Source organism: Sphingobacteriales bacterium (genome assembly GCA_016699615.1).
GTDB lineage: Bacteria > Bacteroidota > Bacteroidia > Chitinophagales > JADIYW01 > JADJSS01.
This window is the reverse complement of sequence record CP064984.1, coordinates 2,774,446-2,793,555: the sequence shown is the minus strand read 5'-3', so window position 1 is coordinate 2,793,555 and position 19,110 is coordinate 2,774,446. Positions and strand designations below refer to the sequence as shown.

Genomic DNA, 19,110 nt, shown 5'->3' with positions numbered 1-19,110 from the left:
AATTAATTCTGTTATTAATATAAAAAATAAAGTAAATAATACAAAACAGGAAGATATTATATAAATATTCTCACACGACCACTTTTTAAAGTCTTTATATCTATAATACATTTACTTAAGATTTATATTTATTGAAGGTGCAATTTTCCCTGTGATACCAAAAAACATACCAACACCTCCACTAAGGGCTTTATTTTACTCACAAGTTACACTTCGTTAAACTTGCGAGAGCTAAGGGAGAGCATTGGGATAAACTTGCGAGAGCATTGGCTTTATTTTACTCACAAGTTACACTTCGTTAAACTTGCGAGAGCATTGGGTCTGAGGCGGAGGACAAGACACTTTTTATAGGTTGACTAAATACTCTATTAAAAAAACAAAAATAACACTTAATGCAAACCATAACAAAAATAATGACGGGTCTTTATATACGTTTTTTAGTAATATATTAACATCAAAATCATCATTTAAAGATTTAAAAAACTTATATGAAATATAATAATATAAAAATATGTAAATAAAAAATAAAAACTTTACCATTGCCAGCTTATTTCCGATTGAAAAGAACCACTTATTTTACCACCAATAACGCTACCAATATCACCTCCAATATCTTCAAAGAATCCAATCTTAAAGTTAATCCCACTAACTGAATGAATCATTTTAGCTTCAAAATATGGTCTTCCCCGCCTTTGTTGGTTTTTAACCAACAAACCACTATCTGAATTGTATTGCATTTTATTCATCACCATGTTTTAAAAAATCCCAATCTTTTTCATTAGTTATATAAAACTTTGCACTACTATATTTATATTCTTCTTCAAATATACAAATTCCTGCCTTAACTGGATTATTGTGTATATAATTTAATTTTTGTTCATATATTTCTTTTGTTCGTAATTCGATGCTTAATGAATTTCGTTGCCAAACTTGAAATTTCTATCTTTTAAATTTACTTCTAATTGATTAATCATTTCGGAATGATTATCTTTTAAATATTTTAAAATTTGTTTTGCTGTATGATGTAAAAAATCGCGTTGAATATTTTGTCGTAGGTATCCTTTTTTTATTCGCCAAATAAGATGCGTGTGATTATCCATTAGCACAAAGGCATGAACTTCTATCTTATTTTGTTGTGTTAAATATCTTAGGCTTTCTATAATAATTTCTTTTGCCTGATTTCTTTTTATTAAGGCTAACCATTCATAACAAGTAATTGTTATAAACTCTGGAAATTTATCTTCGTAATTCAATATATATAAACTTCAAATTTAATAATTTTAATCTTTAATTTTATATATGTTCTGTGGTTTGTTGGTTAAAAACCAACAAAGGCGGATCGATGCATGCTTGCGCTCGAACATGCTATGTATTACTTTTTTTCTTTAAGCTATTTTTCTAATTCAGTCTTTAGTTTTATGTATACATTAGCATGTTGGTTAGGAAACCAACATGGGCGAAGAGGGATAAACTTGCGAGAGCATTGGCTTTATTTTACTCACAAGTTACACTTCGTTAAACTTGCGAGAGCATTGGCTAGTTTTGGAAATTTTCTTTGAATATAATACTATAATATTCTCTCCCAATATATACATATTTGTTATTAATAAATCTATATATATTAATATAATCCATTCCAAACGGTCTATATATTGAGTCTAGATTTATTATATCTGTATATCCATCAATACTTAAAACTGTACTATCATTTAATAATAATTTTGTATTACGATTACCTTCGACTTTATCAATAACTATTCCATAATACTCATTGTTAGTATTTAATTTTTCTACAATCTTTTTGTATGCCTATTTATAATAGGATTAATTATTATAAATAAAAATACTTGTATAATTAAAAAAAGTATTATAATTTTTATATATTTTACCATGGACTTAAATGAATTGGATTTGATCCTATTGTTATAGAATGTTGATAGCCAGCAAAAGGGACAATAGAAGCTCCAGCTCCTAAATTTCCCCGCCTTTGTTGGTTTTTAACCAACAAACCACTATCTGAATTGTATTGCATTTTATTCCCGCCTTTGTTGGTTTTTAACCAACAAACCACTATCTGAATTGTATTGCATTTTATTCATCACCATGTTTTAAAAAATCCCAATCTTTTTCATTAGTTATATAAAACTTTGCACTACTATATTTGTATTCTTCTTCAAATATACACATTCCTGCTTTTACTGGATTGTTATGTATATAATTTAATTTTTGTTCATATATTTCTTTTGTTCGTAATTCGATGCTTAATGAATTTCGTTGCCAAACTTGAAATTTCCTATCTTTTAAATTTACTTCTAATTGATTAATCATTTCGGAATGATTATCTTTTAAATATTTTAAAATTTGTTTTGCTGTATGATGTAAAAAATCGCGTTGAATATTTTGTCGTAGGTATCCTTTTTTTATTCGCCAAATAAGATGCGTGTGATTATCCATTAGCACAAAGGCATGAACTTCTATCTTATTTTGTTGTGTTAAATATCTTAGGCTTTCTATAATAATTTCTTTTGCCTGATTGCTTTTTATTAAGGCTAACCATTCATAACAAGTAATTGTTATAAACTCTGGAAATTTATCTTCGTAATTCAATATATATAAACTTCAAATTTAATAATTTTAATCTTTAATTTTATATATGTTCTGTGGTTTGTTGGTTAAAAACCAACAAAGGCGGGGCATTGGGACGCTACGCTATAACACCTGATATATAAATAAGAATTGAAAATAATAAACAAAATAAATAAAATACAAAAGTAAATAAATTGACACTTCTTTTCAAATTAATATATCTAGTGGAAAAGAAAATAGGCAATGGCATTAATACATGTAATAATAAACTGAATTTAGTCAAAAATTTGATATTCTTATCTTCCAAGAAATCTTCTAACTGGTTAAACTCATAATTTTCTCTTGATAGATATAATTTTATTACCATATTTACTTGTTTACTCTTTTTTAATGAAAAAAAGACTTTTATAAGATAAAACCCAAAGATAAAACCAAAGGAAAAAATCAAAAAAATAGAATCAATATTAACAATAAAACCAAGTAATTCATTTATTATTACCAAGAACAATGACAATGGGACAAAACAAAAACATATTATATAAATATTTTCATCTATCCAATTCTTAAAATTTTCATATTTATAAGAAATCATATTATTTTAAATTTATATTTAATGAAGGTGTATGCTTCCCTGTGATGCCAAAAAAAATACCAAATCCATAACTTATATTGCCCTCAATAGAAATTGTTTTAAGTTTATTATCTTTAGTCTGAAAATTAAGGTTCATAATTCCCTCTGCAACTTCATAATTCGTTTCATTTCCATAAAATCCATCAAATCCTATAGGTCCAATTGAAATTTCTCCTTTTATATCTCTATTTTCCATGCCTGTTCTTAATCTATCTTCTCCATATCTGCTATTATCATAATCCAACAATGTCATACTCCACATATTTACATAACCACCAAATCCTAAGTCCTTAATATTAGCTCCCGCAATAAATCCAAAATCAACAGAAAACTCATTTTTAAAAGTAATATCAATACTCTCAATGGGATTTATTTTATCAAGTCCCCGCCTTTGTTGGTTTTTAACCAACAAACCACTATCTGAATTGTATTGCATTTTATTCATCACCATGTTTTAAAAAATCCCAATCTTTTTCATTAGTTATATAAAACTTTGCACTACTATATTTGTATTCTTCTTCAAATATACACATTCCTGCTTTTACTGGATTGTTATGTATATAATTTAATTTTTGTTCATATATTTCTTTTGTTCGTAATTCGATGCTTAATGAATTTCGTTGCCAAACTTGAAATTTCCTATCTTTTAAATTTACTTCTAATTGATTAATCATTTCGGAATGATTATCTTTTAAATATTTTAAAATTTGTTTTGCTGTATGATGTAAAAAATCGCGTTGAATATTTTGTCGTAGGTATCCTTTTTTATTCGCCAAATAAGATCATGTGATTATCCATTAGCACAAAGGCATGAACTTCTATCTTATTTTGTTGTGTTAAATATCTTAGGCTTTCTATAATAATTTCTTTTGCCTGATTGCTTTTTATTAAGGCTAACCATTCATAACAAGTAATTGTTATAAACTCTGGAAATTTATCTTCGTAATTCAATATATATAAACTTCAAATTTAATAATTTTAATCTTTAATTTTATATATGTTCTGTGGTTTGTTGGTTAAAAACCAACAAAGGCGGAAAAACCAACAAAGGCGGAGGAATGCGAGAGCATTGGGCGTAATTTTTAACACTCTTTATTTGTTTTTTACGATAGAATGCGAGAGCATTGGGAGCATTGGGTTATAATAAAATTACAAACTTTATTTTTCTCAAGCCAAATCATTAAACCAATATTTTTAAACTCAATAGATTCTTCAATTCCATCTTTAGTAAAATAAAATTCAAATTTAACATTAAGTTCTTTATGATAACGTTCCATAAACTTTAATAATTTAGTTTTAGTATAATTAAATAAACAATTTTTATTTATAAATAATTCACTAACATGTATTGACATATAATCATATTTTTTATCCTTGTATTGAAAAAAGATATTCAATTCAATATTATTAACATTATATATAAAATTAGTGTATTCTAATTCTTTGTCATGGAAAACTTCATTAGGCTTTCCTAATAATTTTATTATATCATTTTTTTTATATGATAATTTTATATTGCCTAATCCAATATTAGGTATGAAATTAAAAAATTTAATGTTGTCCTGTGTTTGCATGATTTTCTGAAGGTCTTTGTTTTAATACTGCATGTTTAATTTTTAGGAGAATTGATTTTTTTTCAGCTTTTGTATTTGCATTTTTTAAAGCATCTCCCCGCCTTTGTTGGTTTTTAACCAACAAACCACTATCTGAATTGTATTGCATTTTATTCATCGCCTTGTTCTAAAAAATCCCAATCTTTTTCATTAGTTATATAAAACTTTGCACTACTATATTTATATTCTTCCTCAAATATACAAATTCCTGCCTTAACTGGATTATTGTGTATATAATTTAATTTTTGTTCATATACTTTTTTTGTTCTTAAATCAATACTTAAAGAGTTACGTTGCCACACTTGGAATTTTCTATCTTTTAAATTTACTTCTAATTGATTAATCATTTCGGAATGATTATCTTTTAAATATTTTAAAATTTGTTTTGCTGTATGATGTAAAAAATCGCGTTGAATATTTTGTCGTAGGTATCCTTTTTTTATTCGCCAAATAAGATGCATGTGATTATCCATTAGCACAAAGGCATGAACTTCTATCTTATTTTGTTGTGTTAAATATCTTAGGCTTTCTATAATAATTTCTTTTTCCTGATTGCTTTTTATTAAGGCTAACCATTCATAACAAGTAATTGTTATAAACTCTGAAATTTATCTTCGTAATTCAATATATATAAACTTCAAATTTAATAATTTTAATCTTTAATTTTATATATGTTCTGTGGTTTGTTGGTTAAAAACCAACAAAGGCGGGGCATTGGGACGCTACGCTATAACACCTGATATATGAATAAGAATTGAAAATAATAAACAAAATAAATAAAATACAAAAGTAAATAAATTAACATTTCTTTTCAAATTGACATGACTAGTGGAAAAAAAAATAGGTAATGGCATTAATACGTGTAAGAGTAAATTGAATTTTGTCAAAAAACTGATACTCTTATCCTGCAAGAAATCTTCTAATTGTTCAGTTTTGTAACCATTTTCTGAAAGATATAAATTTATCACTTCATCTATTTGTTTTTTTTCATTTGAGGAAAAAAAGAGTTTTAGAATCAAAATATTGATTATAAATCCAGAAGAGAATATTTCTAAAATTATATCAATATTAAAAATAGTATTAATTAATTCTGTTATTAATATAAAAAATAAAGTAAATAATACAAAACAGGAAAATATTATATGAATATTCTCACACGACCACTTTTTAAAGTCTTTATATCTATAATACATTTACTTAAGATTTATATTTATTGAAGGTGCAATTTTCCCTGTGATACCAAAAAACATACCAACACCTCCACTAAGTTCTGTGGTTTGTTGGTTAAAAACCAACAAAGGCGAGGAATTTGATATTGTGATTTAAACGTGTTGGGGACGCATGCCTACACACTTTGCCACGCTAAGCTAAACACCAACACGGGCGAGGTAATAAAGTTATGCATTTTTTGTTATTCAAAGAACTTTTTTATTTTTTTTGCAAGTTACAAACTTGCTTTATTTAGTATCACAAGTTACGCTTCGCTAAACTTGAGAGCATTGGGAGCTATGGAAGTCAATTTTCTGCTTCCACTTTTGTGGAAAATGCTCATTTGAAATTAATTGATTGAAATAATAATTTGCACATTTAAATCGGTGTTTTAGAATACTTACTTTTCTATATTTTTTTTTAATAATAACATCTTCACTTCTTAGTCAAATATAAAATAAATATCAAAATAAGTATTACTTTTCATTTCATGACAAACTATTCTAATATCAAGTATTTCATCAAAATTTAAAACATTCTTTTTACCATACTTTTCAATGATAAAGCCATCTTTATTAATCAATATAAATGTGCTAGTATGGAAACCTCCTCCTACCAATGAAACAGAAATATACAAAATAAGAAACATAGATAATATTAAAATTAGTGTAACACTATTAATGAAAGTAAACAACACAAAAATAAATATTAGCGGCACACATCCAGAATCATAAATGGTGTCGAAAATATTGTCAAGCACTCTTATTGGAATTCTATTTGTTTTGTTCATCATCTTCTTGATTTATTTATAGCTTCGGTGGCAATACTTTCTATAGAAGTGCCTCGAGGTGCGGTAATTGTTACTTCTGGCAATACAATTCTATTTACACGATTGAAAACGTGTTTATAAAAATTACCTGGATTATAATTATTAGATAAAGCGCCATTTGTATTGCACGGTGCATAAAATATTCATCTTTCTCTGTCATATATTTTCTTAATCTTTATGTTCTGAATCTTTTCTTAGGATATTTTTGGTAACATGACCAATTTTTTTGATGTTTTGCGAAATATTTAATTCATCATCTACTTCTGTAAGATTACTTCTTAGTTCTTCAATACTATTGAGTTCAATATTTAGGGCTTCTACAGAAATCCAAATTTCTTTTGCTGCTTGAATGATAGAAATTAGTAATGCTATTAATGCAATTGCAAAAAAGATAATAGCTGCGTAGTTTTTTTCAAAGAAAATTGTTGAAATAGATGCAATGCATGACAGCAAAGAAACAATACCATAAAATTGCATATTTCTTATTAAGTATAATCTCTTTCTTAAATTATTGATTTGCTCTACGATGTAGGCGTCATGTGTATCAGCATATCTTTGTTTTAGGCTTCTTATTAAGTTTGATATGGCAACAAATCTATTGGTATATGCTACATGTATCAATGATATAGTAGAAAACAAAATAGCTGGTGTAGTTAAATCTATTTTGTCAAGCATATTTTTACATTAAGTTTGGAGAAATTAATTTCAAGAATTCTGCTCTAGTAGCCACTTTTTCAAATTCGCCAGTAAAAGATGATGTTGTTGTAATTGAGTTTTGCTTTTCGACACCACGCATCATCATACACATATGTTTTGCTTCTATTACAACAGCAACACCATGTGGTGCAAGCGCATCATTTAAACAATCTCTAATCTGAACTGTAAGTCTTTCTTGCACTTGTAATCTTCTAGAAAATGCATCTACAACTCTAGCAATTTTACTAAGACCAGTTATTTTTCCATTTGGAATATAGGCAACATGTGCTTTACCAAAAAATGGCAACATATGATGCTCACATAATGAAAATAATTCTATATCTTTTACAATAACCATCTCATTATGATCTTCATTAAATATTGCTGAAAGGACAATCTGTTTTGGATCTAAAGAATATCCTTGAGTTATATATTGCATTGCTTTCGCAACTCTTTCTGGTGTTTTCAAAAGACCTTCCCTATTCACATCTTCTCCTAAATTTGATAATACCTTTTGGTATAATTCAGTCAGATTCTTAGTTGTTTGTTCGTTATATTCCATTTCACTGGCATTTTTATATTAACAAATATAGTCTTATTATATTTTAGACTACAAATAAATTTCAATATTTCTATTTGATTTAATTATTTCTTATACTCAAGAATATATATTTCAATCACTTTTGGGAAAAACTGATGTTCCAGCTTTAATACCTTTTGACTAATTGTAGTTGGTGTATCATTGTCTGTCAATGTCACACTTGCTTGAAATAATATCTTACCATCATCATATTTTTCATTACACAAATGTATAGTAATGCCGCTCTCTTTTTCATGATTTTCAAATACTGCTTGATGTACATGCATACCATGCATGCCTTTTCCACCATATTTTGGCAGCAATGCAGGATGTATATTTATTACTCTGTCTTTAAAACTTTGAAGTAAATAATTTGGGAACAACCACAGAAAACCAGCTAATATGATAAAATCGATTTTGTGCGCATTTAAAATATCTTGCATTTCTAATGAGTTATAAAACAATTGTTTGTCAAAAATAATATAATGTAAATTATTTTCTTCAGCAATATTTTTCGTACCAGATTCTTTCTTATTGCTCAATAATAATGACACTTCAATTTGTTCATTATTACTAAAATAATCACAGATATTTCTTGCATTAGAGCCAGAACCACTCAGAAAAATTGCCAATCGTATTTTCATTTCAAAAGATAAAAAAATTAAAAAAAATATGTATTTTCGCTAACAATATATTATCTATTTATGAAAAAAGCAATTATTACGGGAATTACTGGTCAAGACGGTGCGTATTTAGCTGAACTTTTATTAAGCAAAGGATACGAAGTACATGGAATTAAACGTAGAACATCATTATTCAATACAGATAGAATAGACCATTTATATCAAGATCCATATATTGATAATGTAAGATTTAAACTTCATTTTGGTGATTTATCTGATTCTACCAATTTAATTAGAATTATTCAAGATATACAACCAGATGAAATCTATAATCTTGGTGCAATGTCACATGTAAAAGTATCTTTCGATACACCTGAATACACAGCAAACGTAGATGGAATTGGCTCATTAAGACTTTTAGAAGCCATTAGACTATTAGGTTTAGTTAATAAAACAAAACTTTATCAAGCATCAACATCAGAGTTGTATGGAAAAGTTCAAGAAATTCCACAATCAGAAAAAACACCATTTTATCCACGTTCACCATATGCAGTTGCAAAAATGTATGCCTATTGGATTACAGTGAACTATAGAGAAGCTTATGGAATTTATGCATGTAATGGTATTTTATTCAATCATGAATCACCATTGCGTGGCGAAACATTTGTAACAAGAAAAATCACTAGAGCAGTTTCAAGAATTGCACTTGGACTTCAAGATAAATTATTCTTAGGCAACCTAAATGCAAAAAGAGACTGGGGACATGCAAAAGACTATGTTGAAGCAATGTATCTAATACTTCAACAAACTGAACCAGATGATTATGTTATAGCAACAGGAAAAACAACAGAAGTTAGAGAATTTGTTCGCATGGCATTTGCAGAATTAGGAATTGAAGTTGGTTTTAAAGGAACTGGAATTGATGAAAAAGGCTACATAGTTGCATGTTCAAATCCTGAATATCAGGTTGAAGTTGGAAAAGAAGTTGTTGCTGTAGATCCAGTATATTTCAGACCAACCGAAGTAGATTTATTAATTGGTGATCCAACAAAATCAAAAACAAAATTAGGTTGGGAACCAAAACATGATTTAGCATCACTTGTAAAAGACATGATGACTGCTGACATCAAATTATTTGAAAGAGATAGATATTTGATAGAAGGTGGACATAAAATCTTTAATTATCACGAATAATATACAATTAGCTGAGAGATAATAATGAATAAAGACTCAAAAATTTACGTTGCTGGACACAGAGGAATGGTCGGTTCTGCAATTGTAAGGAAATTAAAAAATGAAGGTTATAATAATATTTTAACAGCTTCATCTAAAGATTTAGATTTAACATCACAAGAATCTACAAATCAATGGTTTGAAGCAAATAAACCAGAGTATGTATTTATAGCTGCTGCAAAAGTTGGTGGTATACAAGCTAATAATATCTTTAGAGCTGATTTTCTATATCAAAATTTGATGATAGAATGCAATACAATACATGCAGCATATGCCAATCAAGTAAAAAAGTTATTATTTCTAGGAAGTACATGTATTTATCCAAAAATGGCACCACAACCATTAAAAGAAGAATATTTATTAAGTGGATTTTTGGAAGAAACAAATGAACCATATGCAATTGCTAAAATAGCTGGAATAAAACTATGTGAAAGCTACAAAAGGCAATATGGTTGCAATTTCATTTCAGCCATGCCAACAAATATGTATGGTCCAAATGATAATTATGATTTGAATAATTCTCACGTTTTGCCAGCATTAATTAGAAAATTCCATGAAGCAAAAGTAAATGGCAGTCCAGAAGTTGTCATGTGGGGAACAGGTTCACCATACAGAGAATTTTTACATGCAGATGATTTAGCTGATGCTTTATATTTCTTAATGCAAAACTATGATGGAGAAGAATTTGTGAACTGTGGTTCTGGTGTTGAAATTACAATCAAAGACTTAGCATTATTAGTTAAAGAAGTTATTGGGTATGAAGGCAATATTGTACATGATACTACAAAACCAGATGGCACACCAAGAAAACTAACAGATGTAAGTAAAATACATAACCTAGGATGGAAACACAAAATAAATCTTAGAGAAGGAATTGAGGCTGTGTACAAAGAATTTGTAGAAAACTACGATACAATTGCAAATAAAGCAATGTAATTTTAGTATTAAAATACAACATTAAAGTCTTACTACTTATTCCTTACTACTTTCTACTATAAAAAATATCGTTCATAATTATTTTATCTAATAATTTCTTATCTACCTTATAATTTTGGTATCTTTGCAAATACTTAGAATGTATTTATTTCTAATATAAATTATTTATTATTATTTAATACTTTAATATGATAGCAGTACAAAATCTATCTTTACAATTTGGAAAAAGAGTTTTATTCGATGAAGTGAATATCAAATTTACTCATGGCAATTGCTACGGTGTAATTGGTGCAAATGGTGCAGGCAAATCTACTTTTCTAAAAATCTTAGCAGGAGAAATCGACCCAACAACAGGCAGAATTGAAATATCACCAGGCGAGAGAATGTCTGTGTTAAAGCAAAATCACTTTGAGTTTGATGAATACCAAGTTATTGATATTGTAATCATGGGAAATAAAAAACTCTATGATATCATGAAAGAAAAAGATGCTATCTATGCAAAAGCAGATTTTACAGATGAAGATGGTATTAAAGCAGGTGAATTAGAAGCAGAATTTGCTGAAATGGATGGTTGGAATGCAGAAAGTGATGCAGCAGAACTATTAAGTAATCTTGGTGTCACAGAAGACAATCATTACAAACAAATGAAAGACTTGCCTTCTAATCAAAAAATAAAAGTATTATTAGCACAAGCATTATTCGGAAATCCAGACATTCTAATATTAGATGAGCCTACCAATGATTTAGATTTAAAAACCATAACATGGTTAGAAGATTTCTTAGCAGATTTCAAAAACACAGTTATTGTTGTTTCGCACGATAGACACTTTTTGGATATGGTGTGTACACACGTTGTAGATATCGATTTTAGTAAAGTAAATTTATTTACAGGAAACTATACATTCTGGTACGAGACATCACAACTTTTGCTAAAACAAAGAGCAGATAAAAACAAGAAAAACGAAGCAAAAAAGGCAGAATTATTAGACTTTATTGCAAGATTTAGTGCCAATGCATCTAAATCAAAACAAGCAACATCACGTAAAAAAGCATTAGATAAATTAGATATTGAACAAATACAACCATCTAGCAGAAAATATCCAGGAATATTCTTTAAACAAAACAGAGACGCAGGCGACAAAATTCTAGACGTAAATGCATTAAGTTATACCAACAATGATGGAAAAACTTTCTTCAAGGATGTAACATTTTCAATAAATAAAGGAGATAAAGTTGCAATTATTTCAGATAATAGCATGGCAGTAACCATGTTTTTAAAGATTCTTGCAGGAGAATTAAATGCAAATCATGGAAACTTTGAATATGGTGTAACAATAACCAAATCATACGTACCAAACGACAATAAATCATACTTTGATGTAGACTTAAATTTAGTTGATTGGCTTAGACAATATTCAACTGAAAAAGATGAAACATTTGTACGTGGTTTCTTAGGAAGAATGTTATTTAGTGGCGAAGAAACTCAAAAAAAATGTTCAGTATTATCAGGAGGCGAAAAAGTAAGATGCATGCTTTCAAAAACAATGTTAGAAGAAGGCAATCTATTGCTATTAGATGAACCAACCAACCATCTAGACTTAGAAAGTATTACAGCATTAAATAATGGATTAATAGATTTTGCTGGCACTATCTTATTCACTTCTCACGACCACATTTACACACACCATAGCAAACAGAATCATAGAAATTACACCAAAAGGAGTAATTGATAGATTAATGACTTATGATGATTATTTGGCTGATGATAAAATATAAATTATTTAATAATATTCACTAAAAAATTTTTGATAATTCAAAATTCTATCATACATTTGAGCTATGAATTTACACGAATATCAAGGAAAAGAATTATTAAAATCTTATGGAGTAAAGATACAAGAAGGAATTGTAGCAGAAACATTAGAGCAAGCACAACTAGCATATCAAGAAGTATCTAAACGCTCAGGTAGTGAAGGTGTAGTTATTAAAGCACAAGTACACGCAGGTGGAAGAGGAAAAGGTGGTGGCGTAAAATTCACACCCAATTTCGATTCATTTAAAGAAAAATCAGCTCAAATATTAGGTATGACACTTGTTACACCACAAACAGGAGCACAAGGAAAAAAAGTAAACAAAATTTTGATAGCGCAAGATGTATACTATCCAGGCGAGTCAGAAACAAAAGAATTTTATCTATCAGTACTATTAGATAGAAATAAAGAATGTAATGCAATTATATACTCACAAGAAGGTGGAATGGATATAGAAGAAGTTGCAGAACATACACCAGAAAAAATTTACAAAGAATGGATAAATCCAACTGTTGGTATACAACCATTCCAAGCAAGAAGAATAGCATTTAATTTAGGCTTAGAAGGACAAGCATTCAAAGAAATGGTAGCATTTGTTTTAAATGTATACAAAGCTTATGAACAATCAGATGCATCATTATTTGAAATCAATCCAGTATTAAAAACATCAGACAATCAAATATTGGCTGTAGATTGCAAAGTAAATCTTGATGACAATGCATTATATAGACACAAAGACTTAGAAGCACAAAAAGATTTATTAGAAGAAGATCCAACAGAATTAGAAGCTACAGAAAACGAATTAAATTATGTAAAACTTGATGGCAATGTTGGCTGCATGGTAAATGGTGCTGGCTTAGCAATGGCAACTATGGATATCATAAAATTAAGCGGTGGAGAACCAGCAAACTTTCTTGACGTAGGTGGAACAGCAAATGCAGAACGTGTTGAAAAAGCATTTAGAATCATCATGAAAGATGAACATGTGAAAGCAATTTTAATCAATATATTTGGTGGAATCGTACGTTGCGATAGAGTAGCACAAGGTGTAATAGATGCTTACAAAAATATAGGAAACATTGAAATTCCAATCATTGTAAGATTACAAGGCACCAATGCAGATATTGCAAAGAAAATGATAGACGATTCAGGCTTAAAAGTACAATCAGCAATATTACTATCTGAAGCAGCAGATTTAGTAAAAAAAGCTGTAGCATAATTAAAAATTTATTAACATTTTTTTATAAAATATTGATATTTAGTATTAAAAAAGCATTATATTTGCAGTAGTAAGTATATAAAAATAAACTAATTATATATATGACAAATGACATTAATGCATTAAATCTTTCTCAACAAAATGAGATTGAATTACAAAAAATTTATACAGAACTGGGCATTTCTGATATAAAATTTATGCTAAACCCAAGTAATTCTGTAAGTTTTGATATGTGTGTTGAACACACATTGGAAATGCTTAAGGATTATAAATCTGAGTCTGATAGTAATACTTTATGCGTTCAAAATTCCGCATTCCGTGAAATTAAAGACAATAATCAATAATCCATATAACATATAATATATAATATATGGATATTAGCCTTACTGATGTTGTTACATATACAAAAGCCATACAAAATTTAAATAAGAATTTTATTACGACTATAAACTACGACTTGTCTTCTTTATCTTGTATTGATTTTGATCCAATTAATCATAAAAAAAATTTGCACTTTAGTGTTTCCCAGTTTTCAAAACACATAAATAGCTTATTTCTGTCAAAGTCTAAAATAGGAACTACTTACCCTCATATTAAAAGATATATTCATAAAAGTAGATTTGGTAGAGCAGATACATATAGTTTTAAATTTAATATTGGTAATAAAATTATTATATTATTATCAGACAACATTACTTTTTGTGTAAAAAGATATGCATATCTAAAAGAACTTTTACATATTTATTTTGAAGAAGTTGATAATTATAAAGAATTATTTACAGAATCCGTACGAGATGTTACAGAACAGTTACATGTGTCTAAATCGGATGTAAATGATTCATTTAAAACTACAGGTTTAAGTAAACCAGAATATATTGAAAGATTTCCTTTATTTATTGCAATGGAATTAATGTTACCATATGAATTAAGAGAAAGTGACATTAATAATTGCTTTAAAGATTATGAAAATGGTAAAATTAGGATGTATGATATAGCAGAAAGGTATTCAATACCAGAAGTGCTTTACATGATTATTACAAGGCAGGTATTTATAAAAAAACAACTGATATCTATTTTGAGATAAATAATGGTTGAAAAATTAAATAATAAATTATGAAAAATTATCTTTTCTCTATCTTTTCTTGTTGTTGTTGCAATACCATTACATTGGAAGGTAGATAATATTGTCTAAAAAAGTAACTAAAATATAAACCTTCCTCATCTGGAAGGTTTTTTTATAAATAAATTTTTAAAATATAAAATAAATAATCATGAGCAACTACAAATTTGAAACATTACAACTACACGCAGGACAAGAAGCAGATCCAACAACAGGCTCACGTGCAGTACCAATTTATCAAACAACATCGTATCAATTTAAAGATACCACACATGCCGCAAATCTATTCGGATTAAGAGAATTTGGAAACATCTATACAAGATTAATGAATCCAACGACAGATGTATTTGAAAAAAGAATTGCAGCATTAGAAGGTGGCGTTGCAGCATTAGCAACTGCATCAGGTCAATCAGCACAATTTATAGCATTAAACAATATACTAGAAGCAGGACAAAATTTTGTATCTACTTCATTTTTATATGGTGGTACCTACAATCAATTTAAGGTAGCATTCAAAAGATTAGGTGTTGAATGTAGATTCGCAGATGGCGACAACCCAGAAAGTTTCGAAAAATTAATTGATGATAATACAAGAGCAATCTATTTAGAATCTATAGGTAATCCAAGAGGAAATGTGCCAAACTGGGAAGCATTTAAAGCACTATCAGAAAAATATGATATTCCAATTGTTGTTGATAATACATTTGGTGCTGGTGGCTATTTATTTCAACCATTAAAACATGGTGCACATATAGTAGTAGAATCTGCAACAAAATGGATTGGCGGACATGGAACAAGTATTGGTGGTGTAATCATAGATGGTGGAAATTACAATTGGGGAAATGGAAAATATCCGCAGTTTACAGAACCAAGCGAAGGTTATCATGGATTAAATTTTTGGAATGTTTTTGGCACACCTGGTCCATTCGGAAATATTGCATATATTATTAGAGCAAGAGTAGAAGGTTTAAGAGATTGGGGACCAGCCATCTCTCCTTTCAATTCATTTTTATTATTACAAGGTTTAGAAACATTATCACTAAGAGTAGAAAGACACAACCAAAATGCAATGGCATTAGCAGAATGGTTGCAAAATCATCCAAAAGTAGAAAGTGTAACCTACACAGGCTTAAGCAACTCACCATACCATGAATTAGGTAAAAAATACCTTACAAATGGCTTTGGCTCAGTATTTACTTTTGAGGTAAAAGGTGGCTATGATGCAGCAACAAAATTTGTAAACTCAGTAAAACTCGCATCACATTTAGCAAACGTAGGCGATGCAAAAACATTGGTAATACATTCAGCATCTACAACACATGAGCAATTATCAGATGAAGAACAAAAAGCATCTGGAGTAGCAAAAAATGCAATAAGAGTTTCAGTAGGTATTGAACATATAGATGATATAAAAGCAGATTTTGACCAAGCATTAAATGCATAATTTACATACTTAAGAAATAACAATTACATAGTGAATCCTAATATTTTTAAAATACAAGAAGATATTACATTAGAATGTGGTAGAACACTAAAAAATGTAGAAATTGCTTATCATACATTTGGAAAAATGAATGAAGATAAATCTAACGTTGTATGGATTTGTCATGCATTTTCTGCAAATTCCAATCCAGAAGAATGGTGGCCAGGAATGGTTGGAGATGGATATTTTTTAGACCCAAAGAAATATTTTATTGTTTGTGCAAACATGTTAGGTTCATGCTATGGTTCTACTGGTCCATTATCTATCAACCACGAAACAGGAAAGAAATATTATAACGATTTTCCAACTGTTACCGTACGTGATATGGTAAGAACACTTACATTACTTAGGATTCATTTAGGCATAGAAAAAATACATTTTGCCTGTGGATTTTCAATGGGTGGCCAACAGCTTTTAGAATGGACAATTCAAGAACCTAGTATTTTTGAAAATATATTATTAGGAGCAACAAATATAAAACATTCACCTTGGGGCATTGCCTTCAATGAATCGCAGAGAATGGCAATAGAAGCAGATTGTACTTTTGGTAATGATGATGATAATGCTGGAATAAATGGAATGAAAGCTGCACGAAGTATTGGGCTAATTTCATACAGAAATTACAAAGCATACAACATTACACAAGAAGACAAAGACAATACAAAACTTGAAAATTTTAGAGCATGTTCCTATCAAAGATATCAAGGAGAAAAATTAGCACAAAGATTTAATGCCTATTCTTACTACATATTATCTAAAGCAATGGATAATCATAATATAGAAAGAGGCAGAACAAATGCAAAAGATGTCTTGTCTGCAATCAAATGTAATGTTGTTGTTTTAGGTATAGAAAGTGATTTCCTATATCCATTAGAAGAACAAGAATTGATGGCTGAATTAATTCCACATTCCTTATTTGTAAAAATAGATTCACCTTACGGACATGATGGCTTCTTGATAGAAAATGAAAAAATCACCAAAGTTTTAGAAGTGTTTTTAAAATAAAAAAAAACTAAATAATATTTTTGTTTAATACATAATTGTATTATATTCACATAGTATTTGTTAACCATAAATTTTATACTATGTTAGAAACAAGAATTAAAAACATTCAGAAAAGATTGAATGTTGCACAAACTGCAATATTCGACAAAACTACTTGCAATGAATTAGCAAGACAATTAGGCATCACAGAATTATCTTCAGATTTAATCCAATTAAAGAAAGATATTCAAAAAAAACTTGGATTTGCTGGAAAAGAAGTTGATGCAATATTTGGCTCAAATACAGTAACTAAGATTGAATTCTTTTTATCAAATGTATTGCCACCAATACCACAAGGTGCAGACCAAATGCAAAAAATGCTTTAAGCAATAAAATTAAAGAACTTGAAATACCTTATGAAAGTGCATTAGAAGTATTTTACACTAAAACATTACCAGAATTTGGTAAAAAAACTGTAAAAGTATATAAAGGTATAGAGTTACTACCACCAGATGCACAAGGTGCATTGCTTTCTATAGTCTACAACAGAGGTAGCAGTTTAGTTGGAACCGGCAGAACAGAAATGAAAAATATTGTACCATTAGTTAAAACAAAAGATTTAAAAGAGATTGCTAAAGAAATTAGGTCTATGAAAAGGATTTGGGAAAATAATCCAAATACGAGAGGTCTTTTAATTAGAAGAGAAGCAGAAGCAGTTTTAGTTGAACAAGCAAACTTCTTTTTAATGCCAGAAGATTATATTATAATATAATCTTATTATACATATAACATATAATATATAATATATCTACTTTATGGAAAAGAATAAAAATGGTATTTATACCATAATTGCTTTTGTTATTGGAAGTTTAATTATTCCACTTACAACATTATTTAGCGAAAATCATTTTAAAAATAAAAGTGCAAACATAAATGAAATGACTTTCAACTCTAAATTTGTAGAAAGTATAGTAGCAAGACCAGATAATTTAGACCAAAAAATAGAATTAGCTAGATATTATGCTACAGTTAGTACAGATACGGAAGTAAGAAAATCTTGGATTAGATATCTTAAAACTTTAGCAAATGACATAACATTACTGCATGATAGTTTGAATAATATAACCCAACAAATTAAAAATCTTGAAAAGATAAAAAAAAAAAATCAGATTCAATAATTCAAGCTAATCTAATTGAAAAGCAATCAATTATAATCAATAAAATTAATGATAATTCTAAAAATGTTTACAATCCTGATACAAAAACACTTGAGCAAAAAACAATAAAAAAAAAGGCATATATACAGTATGGTAATATAAAATACTTAGAACAAATTCAAAATATTCTTAGAAAAACCGACTGGATTATACCACCAGCAGAAGACATGAAAGATATCTCAATAAAAACAAATGAAATCAGATATTTTAATGAAGCTGATAAAATTCTTGCTAATGAGCTAAAGAATTTCATTGATACAGAAGTAAATAAATTTGAAATAAAGAAAGTAAATATCAATGCTCCACAAGGACAATTAGAAATTTGGGTAAAAGACTAAAA

25 protein-coding genes and 1 pseudogene are annotated in these 19,110 nt (G+C 28.4%); 12 read left to right on the top strand and 14 right to left on the bottom strand.

What is annotated here, in order from left to right:
- Nucleotides 1–533: 533 nt before the first annotated feature.
- The 14 genes from IPK18_13340 to IPK18_13275 all read right to left on the bottom strand — a co-directional run bounded on the left by IPK18_13340 (nt 534) and on the right by IPK18_13275 (nt 8,788).
- A complete protein-coding gene (locus IPK18_13340; protein ID QQR97799.1) occupies nt 534–737 on the bottom strand; it encodes a hypothetical protein in 204 nt (67 codons plus the stop codon).
- Nucleotides 738–908: 171 nt separating this feature from the next.
- Complete coding sequence (locus tag IPK18_13335; protein ID QQR97798.1) at nt 909–1,253, bottom strand: transposase; 345 nt, start codon at nt 1,251–1,253, stop codon at nt 909–911.
- Nucleotides 1,254–1,885: 632 nt separating this feature from the next.
- Complete coding sequence (locus IPK18_13330) at nt 1,886–2,032, bottom strand: hypothetical protein (GenBank protein QQR97797.1); 147 nt, start codon at nt 2,030–2,032, stop codon at nt 1,886–1,888.
- Between the two features lie 59 nt (nt 2,033–2,091).
- Nucleotides 2,092–2,607 carry a transposase gene (locus tag IPK18_13325; protein ID QQR97796.1) on the bottom strand — a complete coding sequence of 172 codons (516 nt, stop codon included), beginning with the start codon at nt 2,605–2,607 and terminating at the stop codon, nt 2,092–2,094.
- Nucleotides 2,608–3,179: 572 nt separating this feature from the next.
- Entirely contained in the window at nt 3,180–3,653 is a 474-nt protein-coding gene (locus tag IPK18_13320) for a hypothetical protein (GenBank protein ID QQR97795.1), read from the bottom strand.
- 1 nt (nt 3,654) lies between these two features.
- Entirely contained in the window at nt 3,655–3,993 is a 339-nt protein-coding gene (locus IPK18_13315; GenBank protein QQR97794.1) for a hypothetical protein, read from the bottom strand.
- Entirely contained in the window at nt 3,983–4,168 is a 186-nt protein-coding gene (locus IPK18_13310) for a hypothetical protein (GenBank protein QQR97793.1), read from the bottom strand. The genes IPK18_13315 and IPK18_13310 overlap by 11 nt, the downstream gene beginning before the upstream one ends.
- Nucleotides 4,169–4,320: 152 nt before the next feature.
- Nucleotides 4,321–4,791, bottom strand: coding sequence for a hypothetical protein (locus IPK18_13305; GenBank protein ID QQR97792.1), 471 nt, complete (start codon nt 4,789–4,791; stop codon nt 4,321–4,323).
- Nucleotides 4,769–4,939, bottom strand: a complete 171-nt coding sequence (locus IPK18_13300) for a hypothetical protein (protein QQR97791.1) — start codon at nt 4,937–4,939, stop codon at nt 4,769–4,771. The genes IPK18_13305 and IPK18_13300 overlap by 23 nt, the downstream gene beginning before the upstream one ends.
- Nucleotide 4,940: 1 nt before the next feature.
- A complete protein-coding gene (locus IPK18_13295; protein ID QQR99356.1) occupies nt 4,941–5,438 on the bottom strand; it encodes a transposase in 498 nt (165 codons plus the stop codon).
- 1,043 nt (nt 5,439–6,481) lie between these two features.
- Nucleotides 6,482–6,832, bottom strand: a complete 351-nt coding sequence (locus IPK18_13290; GenBank protein QQR97790.1) for a hypothetical protein — start codon at nt 6,830–6,832, stop codon at nt 6,482–6,484.
- A gap of 204 nt (nt 6,833–7,036) precedes the next feature.
- Nucleotides 7,037–7,543, bottom strand: a complete 507-nt coding sequence (locus IPK18_13285) for a DUF2721 domain-containing protein (protein ID QQR97789.1) — start codon at nt 7,541–7,543, stop codon at nt 7,037–7,039.
- Nucleotides 7,544–7,547: 4 nt separating this feature from the next.
- Complete coding sequence (gene folE / locus IPK18_13280) at nt 7,548–8,126, bottom strand: GTP cyclohydrolase I FolE (protein ID QQR97788.1); 579 nt, start codon at nt 8,124–8,126, stop codon at nt 7,548–7,550.
- An 83-nt stretch (nt 8,127–8,209) separates the two neighbouring features.
- A complete protein-coding gene (locus IPK18_13275) occupies nt 8,210–8,788 on the bottom strand; it encodes a phosphoribosylglycinamide formyltransferase (protein QQR97787.1) in 579 nt (192 codons plus the stop codon).
- Nucleotides 8,789–8,848: 60 nt separating this feature from the next.
- On the opposite strand from IPK18_13275, the gene gmd reads away from it, so the two are divergent.
- The 12 genes and pseudogenes from gmd to IPK18_13215 all read left to right on the top strand — a co-directional run bounded on the left by gmd (nt 8,849) and on the right by IPK18_13215 (nt 19,108).
- Nucleotides 8,849–9,961 (top strand): GDP-mannose 4,6-dehydratase, encoded by a 1,113-nt coding sequence (gene gmd / locus IPK18_13270; protein QQR97786.1) that lies wholly within the window; start codon nt 8,849–8,851, stop codon nt 9,959–9,961.
- Nucleotides 9,962–9,985: 24 nt separating this feature from the next.
- Nucleotides 9,986–10,936 (top strand): GDP-L-fucose synthase, encoded by a 951-nt coding sequence (locus IPK18_13265; protein QQR97785.1) that lies wholly within the window; start codon nt 9,986–9,988, stop codon nt 10,934–10,936.
- Nucleotides 10,937–11,124: 188 nt separating this feature from the next.
- Nucleotides 11,125–12,712, top strand: a pseudogene (locus IPK18_13260) (ATP-binding cassette domain-containing protein).
- Nucleotides 12,713–12,775: 63 nt separating this feature from the next.
- Nucleotides 12,776–13,966: an ADP-forming succinate--CoA ligase subunit beta gene (sucC, locus tag IPK18_13255; GenBank protein QQR97784.1), complete on the top strand. Its 1,191-nt coding sequence runs from the start codon at nt 12,776–12,778 to the stop codon at nt 13,964–13,966.
- Between the two features lie 101 nt (nt 13,967–14,067).
- Complete coding sequence (locus IPK18_13250; protein ID QQR97783.1) at nt 14,068–14,310, top strand: hypothetical protein; 243 nt, start codon at nt 14,068–14,070, stop codon at nt 14,308–14,310.
- A 26-nt stretch (nt 14,311–14,336) separates the two neighbouring features.
- A complete protein-coding gene (locus IPK18_13245; GenBank protein ID QQR97782.1) occupies nt 14,337–15,050 on the top strand; it encodes a hypothetical protein in 714 nt (237 codons plus the stop codon).
- 187 nt (nt 15,051–15,237) lie between these two features.
- A complete protein-coding gene (locus IPK18_13240; protein QQR97781.1) occupies nt 15,238–16,530 on the top strand; it encodes an O-acetylhomoserine aminocarboxypropyltransferase/cysteine synthase in 1,293 nt (430 codons plus the stop codon).
- 30 nt (nt 16,531–16,560) lie between these two features.
- Nucleotides 16,561–17,574 carry a homoserine O-acetyltransferase gene (metX, locus tag IPK18_13235; GenBank protein ID QQR97780.1) on the top strand — a complete coding sequence of 338 codons (1,014 nt, stop codon included), beginning with the start codon at nt 16,561–16,563 and terminating at the stop codon, nt 17,572–17,574.
- An 80-nt stretch (nt 17,575–17,654) separates the two neighbouring features.
- A complete protein-coding gene (locus IPK18_13230) occupies nt 17,655–17,939 on the top strand; it encodes a hypothetical protein (GenBank protein ID QQR97779.1) in 285 nt (94 codons plus the stop codon).
- A 140-nt stretch (nt 17,940–18,079) separates the two neighbouring features.
- The gene (locus IPK18_13225) at nt 18,080–18,325 is read left to right on the top strand and encodes a hypothetical protein (GenBank protein ID QQR97778.1); all 246 of its coding nucleotides are present in this window, start codon (nt 18,080–18,082) and stop codon (nt 18,323–18,325) included.
- 43 nt (nt 18,326–18,368) lie between these two features.
- Nucleotides 18,369–18,731: a hypothetical protein gene (locus IPK18_13220; GenBank protein QQR97777.1), complete on the top strand. Its 363-nt coding sequence runs from the start codon at nt 18,369–18,371 to the stop codon at nt 18,729–18,731.
- Between the two features lie 206 nt (nt 18,732–18,937).
- Nucleotides 18,938–19,108 (top strand): hypothetical protein, encoded by a 171-nt coding sequence (locus IPK18_13215; GenBank protein ID QQR97776.1) that lies wholly within the window; start codon nt 18,938–18,940, stop codon nt 19,106–19,108.
- Nucleotides 19,109–19,110 lie beyond the last annotated feature (2 nt).